This window comes from Pseudomonas sp. 5Ae-yellow (assembly GCF_014077575.1).
Taxonomy (GTDB): Bacteria; Pseudomonadota; Gammaproteobacteria; order Pseudomonadales; family Pseudomonadaceae; genus Halopseudomonas; species Halopseudomonas neustonica.
In genome coordinates this window covers 21651-39344 of sequence record NZ_JACGWE010000022.1, presented here as the reverse complement: position 1 = coordinate 39344, position 17694 = coordinate 21651, and the positions used below count along the sequence as shown (strand labels likewise).

Below are 17694 nucleotides of genomic sequence, written 5' to 3'. Positions count from 1 at the left end.
TGAATGTACCGCTTGCGCCTCTGGTATGAATTCGGTGATGACGGGTTTGATGGTGGACGTTACGCACGCCGAGGGTCGCAAGGATTTTTTGCCGGGCTTGCCGACGCCAGAAGTTGACCGCAACACCTATTTACATACGATCTTGCGGTGAAAGATCGGCTAAATTCAGCCGAAATAATCCTGCACCCAATCAAATAGTGTGGCGCTGCTCATGTCCGCCAGAAGAATTTGCTTGAATTCACCGCCGACCTCCTCTTCCCGTGTCACGAACTGGTAGAACACCACGCCGGGCTGCTGGTCGTGCAGTATCAGGGTTATGCGACGCTGGGTGCTTAAGCAGTCTAGGGTGAGCACATCTGCGGGTATGCCGGCATCACGCATGCTCTGGCGCACTTCTACCACCGGGTTGATGTGCTGATGCGCCGCTTGAATTTGCGCATGGGCATCGCTGACCAGGTCGGAAAGGGTTTTCAACGGATCGGTTGGCATGGGCTACTCCGACTTGAATTGGTTGGGACGGAATGTCAGGTAGGTCACCGACACAGTTGTGTTCAAGGTTGCGTACTGCTGGGGCTGGGCAGGCATTCAATACACGGTGTCGGTGAGTGTATTTACGCCGAAGAGGGGCAATTCTGCCAAGTTTTGTAGGGCTAAAAGAAGCGCCACTAACTGGTTTGGTATCGCTCTGCTATCCCACTTCCCGCGCAGCCGTCACCAAGGCCTGAAACAGCCGCCGCTGACGGCGCATGAAGAGCAGAAACTCCGGGTGCCACTGCACTCCGATCACGAAGCGTCGCCCCGGCGCTTCGATGGCCTGAGTGATATGGTCCAGGTCGCGTGCGCTGATCACCAATCCTTCACCCACCTTGTCGATGGCCTGATTGTGCAGGCTGTTGATCTTGCCACGGTCAACACCCAGCAATCGCGCCAGGTGACTGTCGGTCTCCAGGCATAGGGTCTTCAGCGGCAGCAGTGTGCGGCGGTTGGAGGTCAGCTTGCGGCGTGATTTGAGATCTTGAAATAAATCGCCGCCACAGCGCACATTGAGTAGTTGCGCGCCGCGACAGATGCCGAGTAGCGGCAGTTCCCGGGCGAGCGCATCATCGATAATGGCTGACTCCAAGGTATCGCGCGCCGCATCGTATTTGGGCTTTACCTCGGGTTCTGCCGCGTAGAGCACAGGATCGATGTCGTGACCACCGGTGACCACGACGCCCTGATAGGACTGGTTTCGCTTCTCGTCCCCGGGTTTAAGCTGCAGTGGCTCGCCGCCGTAATACCGAATAGCTTGGGCAACCAGAAAACGAGGGCCCGCGGCGCCTTTGCTCGGGCCGGTAATGGCAATGACCGGTTTACTCATCGGACGTCTGGTAGCCAGTTGCGGGTCAAGTGTTCGGGCCAGCTGTCGAGCAGTCGCCCGATACCCTGTCCCAGATAGGTTTGATAGGCACCGCAGCAGCCTTGCAGGCGTTCGTGATCGTTAGCCAGTTTCTCTACTTCAAGCCAATCGTTCCAGGCCGGAGTCAGGTCCCAGCCAGGCTGGTCGATCAGGCAATCGGGCAGGCGATAGTGAAAGGTGGGGCGTGGCTTTATCAGTTCGTCCTGGGTGCGCGCTAGCACGCGGGGCTCGTCGAGGTGGCGGAACAGCGGCAGCATGTCTAGCGCGCGGTTGCGGGTTGGGTTGTGCAGCAGGTAATCATCGATCAGTGTAGGCAAGTCCGGCCAGTAGTCGGTTGCGGTAACCTTGCGCACGTAAGCGCCGGGGAAAGGGTCTACGTAGGTGGTGACGCGGCGGGCAAAGTTGATGCTGGCGCGCTGGTTAATCCAGTCGTAAAGACAGAGAAACGCCTTGAGGTAGGCCGTTAGTGTCCGTGCGTCGGTAGCGGGCACCTCCGGGTTGAACTGCATGCCAAAGGCGTTGGTCAGGCGGTCGGCGGTGCCTTTGGCTCCTGCGTCGCGCAGCAGCGCAATCAACTCGTTGATGATGTTCAGGCGATCCAGCGGTAGCGGTGGGCTAACCAGCTCATAGGGGACCAGCGACTCGGCGACCCACATGATGGCGTCTTCTGCGGAGCTGACAATTTCAGCAGAGGTAGGGTCTTCAGGGTGCTCGGTACGTCCCATTTTCTTTAGCAGGGCAGAATCCAGCTCGACAATCCAGTCACCTGCCGGGTCACCCTTAAGCGTGCGTTCGTAACGACTGGTTTGCTCTATAGTGCATCCGCAATGCTCGGCAACCAGCGCACTTAGTTGACCGAGCTCCAGGCCGTTCATTTCCAGCTCTACCCCGACTCGCCGCTGCGCACCCTCGGCAGTTTTGGTCAGCGGTGGCAGGTTAAGCGCGGTGGGCTTTGACGGCATCGGAATCTCTCCACTTCTGTGGTTAATCAAACAAGACTAACATGCAGTTCATCGGCATGCGCACCCGCAGTACTGATGACAACTGCAATTACGGCGACTTGGTGTAGAATTCAGTGAAGTCCATGTACCCCTTCTTTTTAATCACCTTTAACAGGTAGCTTATGAGCAAATTGTCCGAATTTCGTGCGGCTGAGCGCTTGCTTGCCGACCAGCTGGCGCAGCTGGAAAGCCTGAAGCAGGATGCCGGCTTAAAGGAGGAGCTCGCCTTCAACGATGAGTTGAAGGCGCTCATGAAAGAGTATGGTTTCAATGCGAACTTGGTGTTGCAGATACTTGAATCGCAGTCACGCTGAAAGCCAGGATGAAACTGGAGTCGCATGACAGATAGTCAAAAGAGGCGCCGCCAATCCACGGAGGCTCCGGGCAAGCGTGCCCTGATGGATGCAGCAATACGTTTGGCGGCGAGCAGCCGCTGTATTTCCAGCCTTGGGCTACGCGAGTTAGCCCGTGAAGCCGCCCTGAATCCCAACACGTTTTACCGCCACTTCCGCAATATGGATGATTTGGGTCTGCAATTGCTGCGCGAAGGCAACGACAGGTTGCGTGGTCCGCTGCGGGCTTTGCGTCGGCAGGCAGCGCAGCAGAGCATCGCTGATAACACGACAGACTCGACGCAGGAGGCCGCACTGCGTGGTCGGCGGGTGGCGCAACAGACGGTTAAGCTCTATTTCGATTACGTCCTTGAACACCGCGATTCGGTCGTTATTGCCGGGCGTGAGCTGCATGGCCCATCGGAGCTGCTGCGTGCTGAGTTACGTGAGCAGATGAACGGTTTTGCCGAGGATATGGCGGCCGATATTCAGGAGCTGGGGTTGGCGCCATCAAGTATAAGCGCAGCACGAATCAACCAGATTGCCGCGCTGCTCAGCCGCAACCTGTTCCACCTTTCGCTCGACTTTATAGCCGAGCCGGAGCGTCGCGATAATATTCTGGAACTGGCCCATGAGCAGATCATCATGCTTTTTGCTGGCGCCTCTGTGCTGCAGGATATAGCGGGATAAGGTCGTGAATAGCAGGCCAATAGCGGCGAAAAGGTAGGCTATTGGCTGCAGCGCGATTTCCCTAATGGCTAACCAATGGCTATTATGTGCGCAGTATTACATTAGGAATAGCGTGCAGCGAGGCTTTCCGGTATGCGGAAAACGCTGCAATGCCAATACGTGTTTTACACTTCATAGGTCCCTTGTGGGGCTGTCAATTGTTGCTGCCCTGTCGCCTGTGCGCTGGGAGTAGTAATCAGAACGCGGTTGTTTTTACCGCGCCATTAGCACATCGGAGCACTTCAAATGGCAAAAGAACCATTGAATGATCACGACCCATCAAAGGAGCCACCTCTTCAAGATGGCATCCCAGCGCCTAGCGGCGATTCCAACCTGATTGACACCGATTATGTCATCGGCCAGGACAATATTTCTGGCAACTTCATCTTCAATCTCGATATCCACGGCAAGGTGTTCACCATTTCTTCTTTGGTGGTCGTTTTGTTTGTGGTGTTGACCCTGGCGCTACAGAGTGAAGTCGCTCCGCTGTTTACCGCTCTGCGTGGTTGGCTTACTGGGCACATGGCGTGGTTCTTTATCGGTGCTGCCAACATATTCGTTTTGTTGTGTCTGTTTTTGATTGTATCGCCGTTGGGTAAAGTGCGCCTTGGTGGTATGGATGCCAAGCCGGACTATAACTATCTGGGCTGGTTCTCCATGCTCTTTGCTGCGGGCATGGGCATTGGCTTGATGTTTTATGGGGTCTCCGAGCCCATGTCGCACTTCTCTTCGTCTCTTGGCGGTGTAGCTGTGGGTGAAGACGGCTTGCGCACTGACTGGGCCCCGCTTGCAGGTGCCGTGGGTGATAGCGATGCAGCGGCGCGCCTGGGTATGGCCGCAACCATCTTTCACTGGGGCCTGCATCCGTGGGCGATCTATGCGGTCGTCGCGCTGGCGCTTGCCCTGTTCTCCTTTAACAAGGGTCTGCCACTGACTATTCGCTCTATCTTTTACCCCATTCTGGGTGAGCGTATTTGGGGATGGCCGGGGCATATCATCGATATCCTGGCCGTTTTTGCGACCTTGTTCGGTCTGGCTACTTCGCTTGGTATGGGGGCTGAGCAGGCAACAGCGGGCTTGCATTACCTGTTTGGCTTTAGCTCTGGCAACGTGACCAAGGTGTTGTTGATTACCGGTATTACCGGTCTGGCACTGTTATCGGTGTTGGCTGGTCTGGATAAAGGCGTCAAACGTCTGTCCGAGATCAACATGGTGCTGGCTATCGTGTTGCTGGGCTTTGTTATTGTTGTTGGGCCGACACTGGCGATTGCCACCGGTTTCTTCGATAACCTGCTGGCCTATGTTACCAACTTGCCTGCTTTGTCTAATCCGATCGGTCGTGAGGACGCTAACTTTACTCAGGGCTGGACTGCGTTTTATTGGGCCTGGTGGATCAGCTGGTCACCTTTCGTCGGCATGTTCATTGCGCGGGTTAGCCGTGGCCGTACCGTGCGTGAGTTCCTGATTGCCGTATTGCTGGTGCCCTCACTGGTATCCGTGCTCTGGATGACCGTGTTCGGTGGCACTGCTATTGGCCAGTTCGTGACTGATGGCTTCACCGGTGTGCAGGAAGCAGCACTGGAACTTAAGTTGTTTGCCATGCTGGGTGAGCTGCCATTGACGGAAATCACGTCTTTTGTCGGCATCGTGCTGGTGATTGTGTTCTTCGTTACGTCATCTGACTCGGGGTCATTGGTCATCGACACCATCACCGCTGGCGGCAAGGTCAACGCACCTGTACCACAGCGTGTGTTCTGGGTAATCAGTGAAGGCGTGATTGCCATCGCATTGCTGTTGGGCGGTGGTCTTGCCGCGCTGCAGGCAATGTCGGTGTCTACCGGTCTGCCGTTTACCGTGGTGTTACTGGTTGGCTGTATCGCGATCGTCAAAGGTTTGATGAGCGAGCCGCGCAAGTAAGATTAACGCGGTGCAGAAAAAGCCGGGCCATTTGGGTCCGGCTTTTTTGTGGCCGTATGCTGGTGAGCCGCAGATGATATGGCCTGCGTCAGGTGTTACCCATGCTTACGAAATCAACTCCACAGCCGACTGACCGCCACCTGCGGGCTGTAATGGGTTAGCGCCTGAGCCTGCAGCAACTCCGCCGTAGCAATCGCGTCGGTCAGCGCGTGGTGCGCTTGATAGAGCGGCAGGTTGTAGCGCAGGCGACTGTCGGCCAGGCGGATGGACTGTTTGCGTTTGCCGAACATGCGCTGAAATACATTGGGTTCGCTATCACCGCGATGCAAGCGAGCTTCCAGCTCCATGGTGTCAATCACCGGAAACTGCAGGCCTTCCCCAAGTACTTGCCGGCAGGCCTGATCCAGGAAGCCGCGCTCAATGGCCTGGTAATGTACGACTACCAGTTTGCCAGCGAGTGCTTCCAGTACGGTCTCAATGACGCTGGCCACACGCGGCGCTTGATGAATATCCGAGTGAGTGATGCGGTGGAAGGTAATGGATTCGTCGCTTAGCTCGCTGGTGGGTTTGACTACTTGGTAGAGCGCATCACGACATCGAATCCGTTCCAGGCTAAACGGCACCATGCCCAGGCTTACAATGGCGTCGTGACGGGTATTGAGGCCGGTGGTTTCGATATCCAGTGCGATCAGTGGCGCGTCATCCAGAGCGCAGTCAGCTGCGGGGCAACCCGCCTGATAGAAGGCCTGCAGGGCTGGATGTTGCGCGTGCTCTGCCAGTTGCGCCAACTGATCTTGCCAGTCCGGCGGGGCTTGTCCTGGCTCGGGCGAGCCTGGCGTAAAGCGGATCATAGTGGACGGGTGGCCGGCATGTGTGGGTAGCGGAAGCGCAGAAATTTTTGCGCATTGCTTAGCACCTGGAAGGCGTCCTTCAGCGCTTGTCGCTCGGCGGCAGAGATATTTTCCGGCTCGATGTCGTTATCAGGTTCGACCGATTCCTCGATAGCCAGGGCTTGATGCTTGATTCGCACCAGCGAGAGAAACTCCAGTGCGTAACGCAAACGCTCCAGCGCCTCGGGTGGCATCAGTTTAGTCGCGGCGATCGCATCCAGGCGCTCGAATGAGTTCTGCGCACGTGAGCCGCAGGCCAGCGCGTGTACGCGTATCAGGTCGGTCAGCGGCGCGGTGCCGCGACGCTTCAGATTGATCACGTTTTTATGCTCGCCGTCTTTTTCCATCACAAAGGTGCGGAAAAAACCCAGTGGCGGTGTGCGATTCAGGGCGTTGCGCGACAAGGCACCGAGAAAGGCTTCGTTGCGGCTGGCTTTCTCGGCGAGCAGCTCCTGTAGCTCTTCTACCATTGCAGACTCACCGTAGACGCTATCCAGGTCGAAGAAAATGCAGCTGTTGAGCAAGGCCTCGGGCTTGGGGTTGTTGATCCAGTCAGTGAAGTACCGGCGCCATACTTTGAGCGGCTGGCGCCACTTGGGGTTGGTCGCCATGATTCCACCCTTACAGTAGGTGTAACCGCATGCTGCCAGGCCATCGCTGACGAAAGTAGCCAGCTTGAGGAAGTACTCATCGTGCAGCTTGGGATCAAAGCTGTCATCCAGCACCAGTGCGTTATCCTGGTCCGTCACTACAAGCTGTTCATCGCGGGCCATGGAACCCAGTGCCATGTAAGAGTAGGGCACCGGCGGTGGCCCGAACTGATCCTCGGCGAGCTCGAGCAGGCGTTGGCTGAAGCTGCGGCCAATGCCCGACATCGCACTGCCAATCATGTGTGCGCTGGCTTCGTCACGGGCCATACGCACAAAGGTGGCGCGTACATCCGGCAGCAGGCTTTGCAGCTCTTTGACCGATTGCTTGTTGTAGATACTGCTGACCAGATACAGGCTGCTCTGTGATTCGTACTTGATGATGTCGCTGAGATTAATCAGGCCGATAGGGCGCCGGCGTTGCACCACGGGTAGGTGGTGAATGTTATTGCGCAGCATGCTGAGCATGGCCTCAAACACGGTATCGTCGCCCTGCACGGTAATGGGATTGGGCGACATGATGTTGGCTACTGGTGTATCCAGTGGCAGGCCCTCGGCCAATACGCGTGTGCGGAAGTCGCGGTCGGTCATGATGCCGACCATGACGGCGTGATGTGGCTCGGCGACAGGCACGCGCTCGGCATTGGGCCAGCTGGTCTGCGGGTCGACTACGACCAGCGATGAAACGCTTTGTTCGGTCATCACTTGTGCGGCCTGTTGCACCGTCGTAGTCAGCGGTACGGTGACCGGCAGCCGCGAGATCAGCTTGCGCACCTTGATCTTCATCAGCTCACTGGCGCGGCCATTGTCGACCGCTGCCTTGAGCCGTGACTGACCTTCGGCCTCGACAAAGTCGGCGAAGTTTTCATATTGCTCGCAGAGCTGGTCGAAGAGTACGCCGGGAATGTAGTAGAGCAGGGTATCTTCGATAGCGCGTGCCGGAAAGCGCACGCGGTTATGCCTTAGCAGACCGAAGTGGCCGAAAATGCCGCCCTCCGTCAGCCGGTTATACAGATCCCCGTTGCGGCGGAAAATATCAACCGCGCCACTGCGCACATAGTGCAGCTCGTGAATCTCCTGGTTGAAGGTGAGAATCTCTGTACCTGCCTTGAAGTAGGCGATCTCTACCTGACGAGCAATATCGTTGAGCTGCTCTTCGGGCAGTTCATCGAATGGCGGAAAGCGACTCAAGTGGTCGCGTATTTCGATCAGCTCAATCTGCATGCGGGTTCCAGCCTTGAGTGTATGAGGTCAGTGTAATGGCTATCTTTCCTTTGGTCAGGTTTACGCCTGACTTTTCCCTTGGAGCTGCACTAGTTCACTGCGTAGAAACTCACGGAACACGCGAACCCTCGCGGGTGCTTCGGCGCCGCCCAGACTGATGGCGTAGAGCGTTCCCCGGCTAAGATGCCAGTCAGGTAAGACCTGCTCTAATCCGCCACTGGCAAGGCTACTGGCAGCGACCAGGTCAGGCAGTGAGCCAATACCCGCGCCGGCTAGTAGCAGGCGTTGCGCACTGGCATAGTCGCTGGTACGAACACTGGGCTGCACTAACAACTCGGTGTTGCGACCGCGCTGGTCTTGCATTGCCAGACTGGTCACACCCGCCAGCTCGCGGCCTGCGACCAGGGCGTGTTCAGGCAGTTGCTGCGGGATTTGCGGTGAGCCGTTTTCGCTGAGATAGCTGGGTGCGGCGTAAAGGTTCATGGTGAAGGCGCAGAGGATGGATGCGCGATAGTTCATGCTGGGCAGATTGCCAGGTGTTGCCCGCAGTGCGAGGTCTATGCGGTTGGCGGCAAGGTCTAGCGTGCTATCAGTCAATAGCAGCTCAATGCTGATTTGCGGGTGTTGCGCGCGAAAGCGGACCAGTATGGGGGGGAGTACGTCGATCCCCAGGTCCATAGGCGCCGTGATACGCAAATGCCCCTGTGGCACCGAGCCGGATTGACGTGCATCGTGGGTTGCTTCGCTCAATAGCGATAGGGCGTCGCGTGCTTTCAGGTAAAAGGCGGTACCTTCTTCAGTCGCACTCACCGCCCTCGAGGTACGTGCCAGCAGCGCAGCTCCCAGACGCTTCTCGAGGCGAGATATACGGCGACTGACGCCACCCTTGGTTTCCTGCAGCTGGCGCGCTGCAGCGGAAATACTGCCGAACTCAATGACGGCGCAGAATGCCTGCAGATCTTCCAGTGCGCCGCCTAGGGTTTCCGATTTATCAACCATGAGTTCCTTTTCAGCTGTCTTACGTGAAATTGGAAACGATTATAGGATGTTTTCCAGCAACACAAACAACCTGTTTTTCGGCAAAGTGCCGATGGAGAACACTCATGAATAATCAGAATACAGGCAGTACTGCTACCCCAGGTCCAGCCTTCATCGCGCGCTTAGCGCCCCTGGGCTACCCGCTGATTCGCATTACTGCGGGTTTGATGCTGATGCCCCACGGTGCGCAGAAGCTGTTTGGCTGGTTTGGTGGTTATGGTTTGCAAGGCACCGGCCAGTTTTTCGGTGAAACCCTGGGCATGCAGCCGGGTGTACTGTTTGCCTTGTTGGCTGGCCTGGTCGAGTTCTTCGGTGGCCTGGCGCTGGTCCTTGGCCTGCTGACTCGTCCGGCGGCACTGGCAATCACCTTTATGCTGGGTGTGGCGCTTACGGTGCACATGGCTAATGGCTTTTTCTGGACTAACGGTGGCGTTGAATACCCGCTGTTCTGGGCCTTGACGGCTTTCGGCATCTTCCTGCGCGGCGGTGATCGCTTCTCGCTGGATGCCCGCCTGCGCCTCCCTATCTGATCCTGTATACGAGGAGTCGAGCATGTCTACTGTGATGATGCCGACCGTCTTCCTTCCCCACGGCGCTGGCCCCTGCTTCTTTATGGAGTGGGAGCCGGCCGACACCTGGAGGCGGATGGAGGCCTGGCTTCGCGAGCTACTGCCTACTTTGGGTGTAGCGCCGCGAGCACTGTTGGTAGTTTCCGCCCATTGGGAAGAAGCGGTATTTACTCTGAACACTAATGCAGCCCCTGGGCTGTTGTTTGATTATTACGGCTTCCCACCGCACACCTACGAGTTGCAATGGCCAGCACCTGGCGCGCCTGAGTTAGCCGTTGAAGTGGCCGCGTTGCTTGATCAGGCGGGCATGGCAGTAGCGACTGATAATCAGCGCGGACTGGACCATGGCGTATTTGTGCCGTTGAAGCTGGTTTGCCCGCAAGCGGATATTCCCGTCCTGCAATTATCGCTGCAGGCTGATATGGACGCGGCCGGTCACATTGCTCTAGGTAAGGCACTTGCTCCCCTGCGGGAACAGGGCGTGCTGATTATCGGCAGCGGCATGAGCTTTCATAACATTCCGCTGATGCGCTCCAATTTGGCTCACTCAAGCCCGGCCGCTCTGGCGTTTGATCAATGGTTGGCGGAGATTGTGGTGTTGCCCGAGGCACAGCGCAACCAGGCGCTAACGCACTGGCGCCAGGCGCCTGGAGCGCGTTTGGCGCACCCTGATGCAGAGCATCTGTTGCCTTTGCATGTGGTAGCTGGCGCCGCTGGCCGTGACCCGGGTGTGTGTGCCTTTCGCGATGTTGCCATGGGCGTGCCGCTGGCAGGCTATGTATTTGCCGGCTAATTCGCGCTCTGTCAGTATGCGTCAAAGGCTCAATTCAGGCGCATTAGATGAAATTTGACCAGGCATTACCAGCGCAGCTGCGTGCAGCTCAACGGGTCGTTGTGTTCACCGGCGCCGGTGTGTCGGCAGAAAGTGGCATCCCTACTTTTCGCGATGCCTTGACCGGACTCTGGTCGCGTTTTGACGCAGCCCGTTTGGCTACGCCAGACGCGTTCATTGATGATCCTGAGCTGGTGTGGGGCTGGTATGAATGGCGCCGTATGCAGCTATTGGCCAGCCAACCCAACCTGGCGCACTGGGCGATCGCGCAGCTGGCTCAGCATGTTCCTAAGCTGACGCTGATTACCCAGAACGTGGATGATCTGCATGAGCGGGCTGGCAGCACTAAGGTTTTGCACCTGCACGGCAGTCTGCAACAGCCGCGTTGTTTTGACTGTAATGAAGACTATTCGCTGCCTGATGCAGCGCCGCAGGAGCCAGCAGAAGGACGTCGCCTGGCGCCGCCCCGATGCAGCCTGTGCGGTGGCGCGGTGCGGCCTGGTGTGGTCTGGTTTGGTGAAAGCTTGCCGGTGCCGGTGATGGAAGCTGCCTTTGCCGCAGCGGCCAACTGCGACCTGCTCTTGTCGGTCGGCACCTCCGGCGTGGTGCATCCCGCTGCGCAGATTCCAGAGATCGCCTTACGCAGCGGGGCGGGGGTGGTTCATGTTAATCCTGAGCCGAAGGCGCTGGGTATAGGGCGAGAATGGGTGTTGCCCGGGCTGGCTGGGCAGGTATTACCAGAACTGTTGCGCGAGGCGTTCAATACAGCCAAGGCAGGTGGCAAATAGCGCTGCCACCTGGCTGACTGATTCAAACGAAAGGCTGGTTGCCAAAGCCGCGGGGCAGGCGTTGAGGCCCTTTGAGCTCTGCCAGCTGTTTGCTCCAGCCAGCACGCCAGGCGATGGCGCTGTGTGCGGTACTGGCGCTTCGTGAGGCACGTCTTGCAGCGTTGCGTTGATCGCGGCGAGCCTGTTTGAATACTTCGGTATTACGGCAGTTGCGGCATTTAACCTTTTTTAGCAGCGTTGTGCTGGTCAGGTCGCCTTCACGGCCACAGGCAAGTTTTCCGTCGTGCATAAAGTGCGTAATCATAATTGCCTCTTCTTGTTATCGATTGCACAGTCGGCAGCGCGAGCGTTTTGACGCACCTCTTTTCTGCTGTGCTGTAGCATCTGACCTGTTTCCTGGCTGTAGGTTCGAGGTATTGCCAAGCACGAATAAAAGACAATAAAAAACCGGCGCCCAAATGCTTGGGGCCGGTTCTGTCTTTAGCCTAGTGGCTTAGTTCTGTTGAGCTTTACTCCCCAGCAGACCTGATCTCTTGGTAGTAACCAACCGCGACCAGATAGTTGCCTACTTTGCGGATATGCGTTTCTTTCTCTTCATTGTTGCCGGTGACCGGGTTGGGCCATACATAGCTAACTGAGGTCTCGCCCGCGTTAGCGGCGTCAATCAGCTTTTGCCCCACGAGCATCCCTTCACGATTTTTCATATCCGGGAAATGAATGCCGACCAGGCGACGGTTGTAGCCGTGGGCAACCATGGTTTGGCTGTCCAGGTCGGCTACGAAAACGTAAAGGTCATCACGATTGAACTCGGGGTCCAGGCGATTGATACGTTCTATAGTACCCTCAGCGTCAGCCTGCATAGCCTGCGCCGCATCGTCCAGCAGCTGCTCTGCGGCGGCGGGGCTGGAGCGGTTGACGAAATAGCCTACGGCAAAGGATTTGTCGTCATAGAGTTGATAGTAAACGCGCTTGCGTTCTACCTTGCCGTCACGCCAGTTCTTCCAGCGGTATTCGTCACTGTGGATCTGATCTGAATCCGGCTGCTGCAGGGCGGTCGCCAGGTGTTCTTTCAATTCCTCATCCAGCAGGGGCGAAACGTCCCGGCCAATCAGTGCGGCAGACGGGCCACCGGCGGCCAGCATGTAGCCGTTACGGTCCAGTACGTAAACGTACAGGTCGCCATCAGTAAACTCGCCCTGACGACTGAACTTGGCGAATGCGGCATTACCCTCTTCCTTGTACATGGCTACGGCCTTTTGCAACAAGGCGGAAGCGCGAGCAGCTTCTTCTTCGTAGCCCGGGGCAACGGCGGTATCGGCGTAAGTGGGTGCGGCAATAACAGTACTGAGCGCCAGCGCGCACAGTATGAAACGGGCAAACATCTTCATTGAGCATTCCTCTGCGGGATTTTAACGTCATGCTGGGCACACAGACACGTGCCCCTGTTCCAGCTTAGTAGTATACGCAGCTCTGTCTGGGCTCTGTTGCTGTTACAGATAAATTCGTTGCATTACCCTCTCGTGTTCACGCAGGAGGATGGGGGTCTGGTGATCGATCAGGCGTCCGTCGGTTACCCGTAAACGCCCATTTATCCAGCTGTGGCTGGTGGTAAAAGGACCACACATGATGAGTGCTGCGAGCGGGTCTCGCTGGGTGCCGGCGAAGGACAAGTGTTCGGTACTCACGGCGATGATGTCTGCGCTCATGCCGGTGGCCAGATGGCCGATATCGTCGCGCCCGAGCAGACGAGCGCCGCCGCGAGTTGCCATCTCCAGTGCTTCACGGGCCGACAGCGCGCCCGGATCTCCGCCAAAGCCACCGCGTCCGCCGGGTGCTTCCGAGCGATAACGTGCCGGCGCCACCCGCTGCAGCAGCTGCGCCAGGCGCGCTTCAAGAAACAGGTTGCTGGAGTCATTGGAGGCCGAGCCATCTACACCCAGCCCAACTGGAACGCCGGCATCCAGCATCTGGCGTACCTTGGCGATGCCCTGGCCGCAGCGCATGTTGGCGCTGGGGCAGTGAGTGACGCCGGTGCCGGTCTGGGCGAACAGTGCGATCTCGGCATCATCTAGAAAAATGCCATGGGCAAACCAGACGTCGTCGCCGATCCAATCGACCGATTCGGCGAAGGCGACGGAGCGCATACCGTAGATCTGCTGGCAGTACTCCTCCTCGTCCAGCTCTTCCGCTAGATGCGAATGCAGGCGCACGCCCGGGTACTTTCGCGCCAGTTGCGCGGCGTCCTTCATCAATCCAGGGGTAACCGAAAATGGTGAGCATGGCGCCAGCGTAATGCGCAGCATCGATTGCGCTGCCGGGTCGTGATAGCGCTGAATCAGCCGCTCGGCGTCGCGTAGTATGTCTTCTTCTTTTTCGACGCAATTGTCCGGAGGCAGACCGCCCTCGCTTTGTCCGCGCGACATGGCGCCACGCGAGGCGTGAAAGCGAATGCCCATTTCCTCTGCCGCAGCGATCTGGCTATCGAGCGTCGAGCCATTGGGCAGCATATACAGGTGGTCTGCAGCGGTAGTACAACCGGACAGCATGAGTTCGGCCATGGCGACCTTGCTGCTGACGTGGATGGCATCGTCATCCAGCTTGGCCCAGATGGGATAGAGAGTATTCAGCCACGTGAACAGCTCGTCGTCCTGCGCCATCACGCGCGTCAGGTTCTGGTACATGTGGTGGTGTGTATTGACCATGCCTGGCATCACCACGTGGCCACGCAGGTTGTGGGTCTGGCCAGCGACGACATCCGGCTTGTCGGCGCTGGCGCCAACCCAGAGGATCTTGTTGCCGTCGATCAGTATGGCTGCATCGCGGATCTCGCGGCGCTGATCATCAAAGGTGGCGAGGTAATCGATATGGTCGAGTAATTGAATGCTCATGGCTATGCCTTGTTCAGTGCCAGCCGGTGCGGCTGGCATGCAGTCGTATTGGTCACCGCTTCAGGCGGTGGCAGTGCAAGGTTTTTTCGGTACGACGATGCAGCTCAGTTGAGCTGAAAGGGAAAGGCAGACTCTTGCCAATGAGGCACGTAGCTCACCTGCCAAGCTGAGCGGTGAGGGCGGCCGGCGTTGGCTCTGGGCATGATGGTCAACTGCGGGGTCATCTGGCATGAAGTCCGGTTAGTTCATGTGCGCGCTGGAGAGACAGCCATGGGTAGACGCACAAAATTATCCAGCAAGGGTCATGCCAGTGTTTCCGCGGCAGGTAAGTTGGCGCCGAATCCGCTGTCCTCCAGTACTCTGACCCAGGCAGGCAGCGCTTGCAGCAGTTGGCCGTCAGCGCCCTGTGCGCCAATGAACGACAGGCCGGTCGGTTTACCGTGCAGCAGTCCAAGCGGTACGCTGACCTGCGGTAGCCCGGCATGACCGGCGATAGCACTGATACTCAACGAGCGGACGTAGAAGTCGCCGCGCTGCTCGGCACTCGATGCTTTGGCCAGTGCCGTGGTGGGGGAGGTTGGCAGCAGTAAGATCTGGTTGTTCGTCAGTTGCTGTTGCAGTTGCTGGCGATACTTCGTGCGTCGTGCACCAGCCTCACGTATTTGCTGATCGCTGATGTCGCTTAGCTGGGCAAAACGCGGCGCAATGGCGGGACCGAACTGGGGTTGCACGCGTTCCAGCCAGGGACCCAGTGTCATGCGAATATCTGCGCCCTGCAGTATCTGGTAGCTGCTTAGCCAGGCTTGCCAATCGCCGTTGAACACCTCGATCTGCTGTGTTGCACCCAGTGCCGTAGCAGCGCCTTGCAGATACGTGGCGACCGCCGGATCGCAGAGGGCAAAGGCGTCACTGGCGATCAGCAGGGTTGGCGCAGAGTGGGACGTGGCTACCTCGCCGTTGTCCAATAGTACCTCGCCCACGCTGGCCAGCATCTCGGCGCTGCGGGTAAACCAGCCGATGGTGTCATAGCTGGGAGCAAAGGGAATGACGCCGTCCATGGCAACGGCACCCTGGCTGGGGCGCATGCCGAACAGTCCGCAGAATGACGCGGGTATGCGTACTGATCCGCCGGTGTCGGTACCCAGAGCAAAGTCCACCAGCCTGGCGGCGACCGCAGCCGCCGAACCGCTTGAGGAGCCTCCGGGCAGGCAGTCGGGGCAGCGTGGGTTGACAGGTGTACCGTAGTGCCAGTTTTCGCCCTCCAGACTGAAGGCCAGCTCATCGGTGACCGTCTTGCCACGCACGCTGGCACCCGCCGCTAGTAGTCTGGCAACGGCGCTGGCATGCCGTGTCGACTGCACCTGCTCGGCGAGCCAGTGCGGGTTGCCGCCGCCGGTAATGTATCCCGCCACATCAATCAGGTCCTTTACCGCAAAACGCAGTCCGTTCAGTTTACCGCTCCCGGTTGCGGCAACCCGGCAGGAGGCGCCCGGTACAAATGCGCGCGAGCGGCTGGCCGAGATCGATGGTTCAGAGCGCGAGCTGTTCATACCGAAACAGTCGCCTGCATGGCGCTGATCAGGCGTTTTGAGTCGGTGACGAAACCAAAGCACTTCTTCACATTCCAGATGGTGGCCTGGGTGCAAAAGTCGGGAGACAGCGTGGCGCAGCAGTCTTCCAGCAGTACGCAGCCGTAGCCTAGAAAGTTGGCATCAGTCAGTGAGTGCAGTACGCATTGGTCAATATTGACTCCGGCAAACAGCACGCTTTTGACGCCCAGGTTACGCAGTATGCTGTCCAGCGGTGTATCCCAGAATCCACTGATGCGGTACTTGTCGACGCAGATATCGCTGGCCTCGGGGGCGAGTTCGTCGACTACCGCTGCCGCCCACGAATCCTTCTGCAATACGGGCGCGCCGTTGCTGTCCAGCGGATCGCCCAGACCGACGCCTTCGCCACTGTTCTTATATAAGTGAATCTGGTTCGGCGGCATGTTGGCCAGGTCCGGGCGATTTCCCCAATTAACCCAGATGACAGGCACCCCCTTGGCGCGTAGCTCGGGCAGCAGGCCCTGAAGTGGTGCAATAGGCGCTCGATTGGGGCTTGGGTCGGTACCCATCTGATCGACCCAGCCACCGGCTGCGCAAAAGTCATTCTGCATATCGATAACCACGATTGCGCTCTGGCGCAGGTCAATGATGACTGACTGCGGCTCGCACGTGAGCTGAATCCTTACCGGTGCTGCAGGGGCTGGCGTCATGTCGACCAGCTCAACGCTGGCTTGCCAACGATTATTGCTGGCGCTGCCCAGAACGCCATTGCGACTTTTGATCAGCGGCTGAAATTCGGTAGTCATTGAGGTCTCCATTGTCTGGCATGCGGATTGCTTTAGTAAATTAAGTAAACGTTTACTTACTTATTCGAAAACTGCAAAAGGGGTGCCAGAATGTCTAATCTGCAATCGCGTAGTGGAGTTGTGCTGTCTTTTACTGCGGCGCTGTTCATGGGGGCCAGCGCAATTCTTCTGGTACCGCAGGTGCAGGCTGCTGATCAGTTGACGGTGGGTGTGCTGATTCCCGGCTCCAAGTCTGACAAAGGTTGGATGGAGTCAGGCTACGACGGTCTCATGGCCGCCGAGCAGACCCATGAGGGTGAGATCAAGGTTCAGATGATCGAGAACATCAGCTATGCCGATATGGAGCAGGCGCTGACTAACCTGGCATCGCGCAACGAGCTGGTGATCGGGATCGGTGGTCAGACTCAGGCTGCCGTCTTCAAAGTAGCCAAGCGTTTCCCCAATACGCATTTTTCGATTGTTGGCGGTAATGCGGGCACTGAAGCGCCGAATGTGGCTGGCTACGATGTCAAACAGGCTGAGATCGCCTATGTTGCCGGTGCCGCAGCCGCGATGTTGTCGAAGACCGGTGGCGTAAGCTATGTCGGCGGCATGGAGCTGCCTTCTATCGTCAACGCCGGTACGGAGTTCGGTAATGGCGCTCGCTCAATCAACCCCGATATCAAGTTCATCGAGAACTATACCGGCGACTTCGACAACGTCGCGATGGCCAAGGAAGCGACGCTCGCCGCCATCGCCCAGGGCGCCGATGTGCACTATCACATTCTCAACCTGGGTCTGCGCGGCATGGAGCAGGCAGCCAAGGAGCAGGGCACCCACATCGTCGGCAGCTACACCAACCGTTGCGGCAGCGATCCGCTTTATGTCGGTTACAGCATTACCGGTGTTGGCTATCAGGTGCAGTACGCTATCGATCAGGCAGTTGCCGGCACCTGGGTTCCCGGCTACAAGGCGTTCGGCCTGAATATGGGGCCTGAAGCTGCGGATATGCAGGTCTGTAATGCCACGCCCGAGATGGAAGACAAGCTCGAGCAGATCATGCAGGACATCAAAGACGGCAAGATTTCAGTACTTGAGGGCTGAA

18 protein-coding genes are annotated in these 17694 nt (G+C 57.8%); 7 read left to right on the top strand and 11 right to left on the bottom strand.

The features are described 5' to 3' along the window. Window positions 1-165: 165 nt before the first annotated feature. The 3 genes from H4J77_RS13435 to H4J77_RS13425 all read right to left on the bottom strand — a co-directional run bounded on the left by H4J77_RS13435 (window position 166) and on the right by H4J77_RS13425 (window position 2361). Window positions 166-489 (bottom strand): hypothetical protein, encoded by a 324-nt coding sequence (locus H4J77_RS13435; RefSeq protein WP_123890492.1) that lies wholly within the window; start codon window positions 487-489, stop codon window positions 166-168. 199 nt (window positions 490-688) lie between these two features. Then, window positions 689-1360, bottom strand: coding sequence for a gamma-glutamyl-gamma-aminobutyrate hydrolase family protein (locus H4J77_RS13430; RefSeq protein ID WP_182248838.1), 672 nt, complete (start codon window positions 1358-1360; stop codon window positions 689-691). Then, complete coding sequence (locus H4J77_RS13425; protein WP_182248836.1) at window positions 1357-2361, bottom strand: amidoligase family protein; 1005 nt, start codon at window positions 2359-2361, stop codon at window positions 1357-1359. Before H4J77_RS13425 ends, H4J77_RS13430 begins: the two co-directional genes overlap by 4 nt. A 161-nt stretch (window positions 2362-2522) precedes the next feature. Between H4J77_RS13425 and H4J77_RS13420 the strand changes: the two genes are divergently transcribed. The 3 genes from H4J77_RS13420 to H4J77_RS13410 all read left to right on the top strand — a co-directional run bounded on the left by H4J77_RS13420 (window position 2523) and on the right by H4J77_RS13410 (window position 5378). Further along, complete coding sequence (locus tag H4J77_RS13420) at window positions 2523-2714, top strand: hypothetical protein (RefSeq protein ID WP_123890489.1); 192 nt, start codon at window positions 2523-2525, stop codon at window positions 2712-2714. A gap of 24 nt (window positions 2715-2738) precedes the next feature. Next, on the top strand, window positions 2739-3422 hold the full coding sequence (locus tag H4J77_RS13415; RefSeq protein WP_182248834.1) for a TetR/AcrR family transcriptional regulator: 684 nt from the start codon (window positions 2739-2741) through the stop codon (window positions 3420-3422). A 285-nt stretch (window positions 3423-3707) separates the two neighbouring features. After that, window positions 3708-5378 carry a BCCT family transporter gene (locus H4J77_RS13410; RefSeq protein ID WP_182248832.1) on the top strand — a complete coding sequence of 557 codons (1671 nt, stop codon included), beginning with the start codon at window positions 3708-3710 and terminating at the stop codon, window positions 5376-5378. 113 nt (window positions 5379-5491) lie between these two features. Here H4J77_RS13410 and H4J77_RS13405 read toward each other — a convergent pair whose 3' ends face one another. From H4J77_RS13405 to H4J77_RS13395, 3 genes are read right to left on the bottom strand one after another with little or no spacing between them, the layout of a single operon-like run. Continuing rightward, on the bottom strand, window positions 5492-6229 hold the full coding sequence (locus H4J77_RS13405) for a 3'-5' exonuclease (protein ID WP_182248830.1): 738 nt from the start codon (window positions 6227-6229) through the stop codon (window positions 5492-5494). Next, window positions 6226-8139, bottom strand: coding sequence for a DUF294 nucleotidyltransferase-like domain-containing protein (locus H4J77_RS13400; RefSeq protein ID WP_123890485.1), 1914 nt, complete (start codon window positions 8137-8139; stop codon window positions 6226-6228). The genes H4J77_RS13405 and H4J77_RS13400 overlap by 4 nt, the downstream gene beginning before the upstream one ends. Before the next feature lie 60 nt (window positions 8140-8199). Beyond that, window positions 8200-9138, bottom strand: a complete 939-nt coding sequence (locus H4J77_RS13395) for a LysR family transcriptional regulator (protein ID WP_182248828.1) — start codon at window positions 9136-9138, stop codon at window positions 8200-8202. A 104-nt stretch (window positions 9139-9242) separates the two neighbouring features. Between H4J77_RS13395 and H4J77_RS13390 the strand changes: the two genes are divergently transcribed. From H4J77_RS13390 to H4J77_RS13380, 3 genes are read left to right on the top strand one after another with little or no spacing between them, the layout of a single operon-like run. Continuing rightward, window positions 9243-9707 (top strand): DoxX family protein, encoded by a 465-nt coding sequence (locus H4J77_RS13390; protein WP_123890483.1) that lies wholly within the window; start codon window positions 9243-9245, stop codon window positions 9705-9707. A gap of 22 nt (window positions 9708-9729) precedes the next feature. Next, complete coding sequence (locus tag H4J77_RS13385) at window positions 9730-10539, top strand: class III extradiol ring-cleavage dioxygenase (protein ID WP_182248826.1); 810 nt, start codon at window positions 9730-9732, stop codon at window positions 10537-10539. 47 nt (window positions 10540-10586) lie between these two features. Continuing rightward, window positions 10587-11366, top strand: a complete 780-nt coding sequence (locus tag H4J77_RS13380) for an NAD-dependent deacylase (protein WP_182248824.1) — start codon at window positions 10587-10589, stop codon at window positions 11364-11366. A 22-nt stretch (window positions 11367-11388) separates the two neighbouring features. Here H4J77_RS13380 and H4J77_RS13375 read toward each other — a convergent pair whose 3' ends face one another. The 5 genes from H4J77_RS13375 to H4J77_RS13355 all read right to left on the bottom strand — a co-directional run bounded on the left by H4J77_RS13375 (window position 11389) and on the right by H4J77_RS13355 (window position 16610). Beyond that, window positions 11389-11670: a hypothetical protein gene (locus H4J77_RS13375; protein WP_123890480.1), complete on the bottom strand. Its 282-nt coding sequence runs from the start codon at window positions 11668-11670 to the stop codon at window positions 11389-11391. A gap of 205 nt (window positions 11671-11875) precedes the next feature. Beyond that, complete coding sequence (locus tag H4J77_RS13370; RefSeq protein ID WP_235869749.1) at window positions 11876-12754, bottom strand: cache domain-containing protein; 879 nt, start codon at window positions 12752-12754, stop codon at window positions 11876-11878. A 102-nt stretch (window positions 12755-12856) separates the two neighbouring features. After that, window positions 12857-14254: an 8-oxoguanine deaminase gene (locus H4J77_RS13365; protein ID WP_182248822.1), complete on the bottom strand. Its 1398-nt coding sequence runs from the start codon at window positions 14252-14254 to the stop codon at window positions 12857-12859. Window positions 14255-14556: 302 nt separating this feature from the next. Beyond that, window positions 14557-15804, bottom strand: a complete 1248-nt coding sequence (locus H4J77_RS13360) for an amidase (protein WP_182248820.1) — start codon at window positions 15802-15804, stop codon at window positions 14557-14559. Next, window positions 15801-16610, bottom strand: a complete 810-nt coding sequence (locus H4J77_RS13355; RefSeq protein ID WP_182248818.1) for a cysteine hydrolase family protein — start codon at window positions 16608-16610, stop codon at window positions 15801-15803. The genes H4J77_RS13360 and H4J77_RS13355 overlap by 4 nt, the downstream gene beginning before the upstream one ends. A gap of 90 nt (window positions 16611-16700) precedes the next feature. Between H4J77_RS13355 and H4J77_RS13350 the strand changes: the two genes are divergently transcribed. After that, window positions 16701-17693 carry a BMP family protein gene (locus tag H4J77_RS13350; protein ID WP_182248816.1) on the top strand — a complete coding sequence of 331 codons (993 nt, stop codon included), beginning with the start codon at window positions 16701-16703 and terminating at the stop codon, window positions 17691-17693. The last annotated feature ends 1 nt before the right edge of the window (window position 17694 follow it).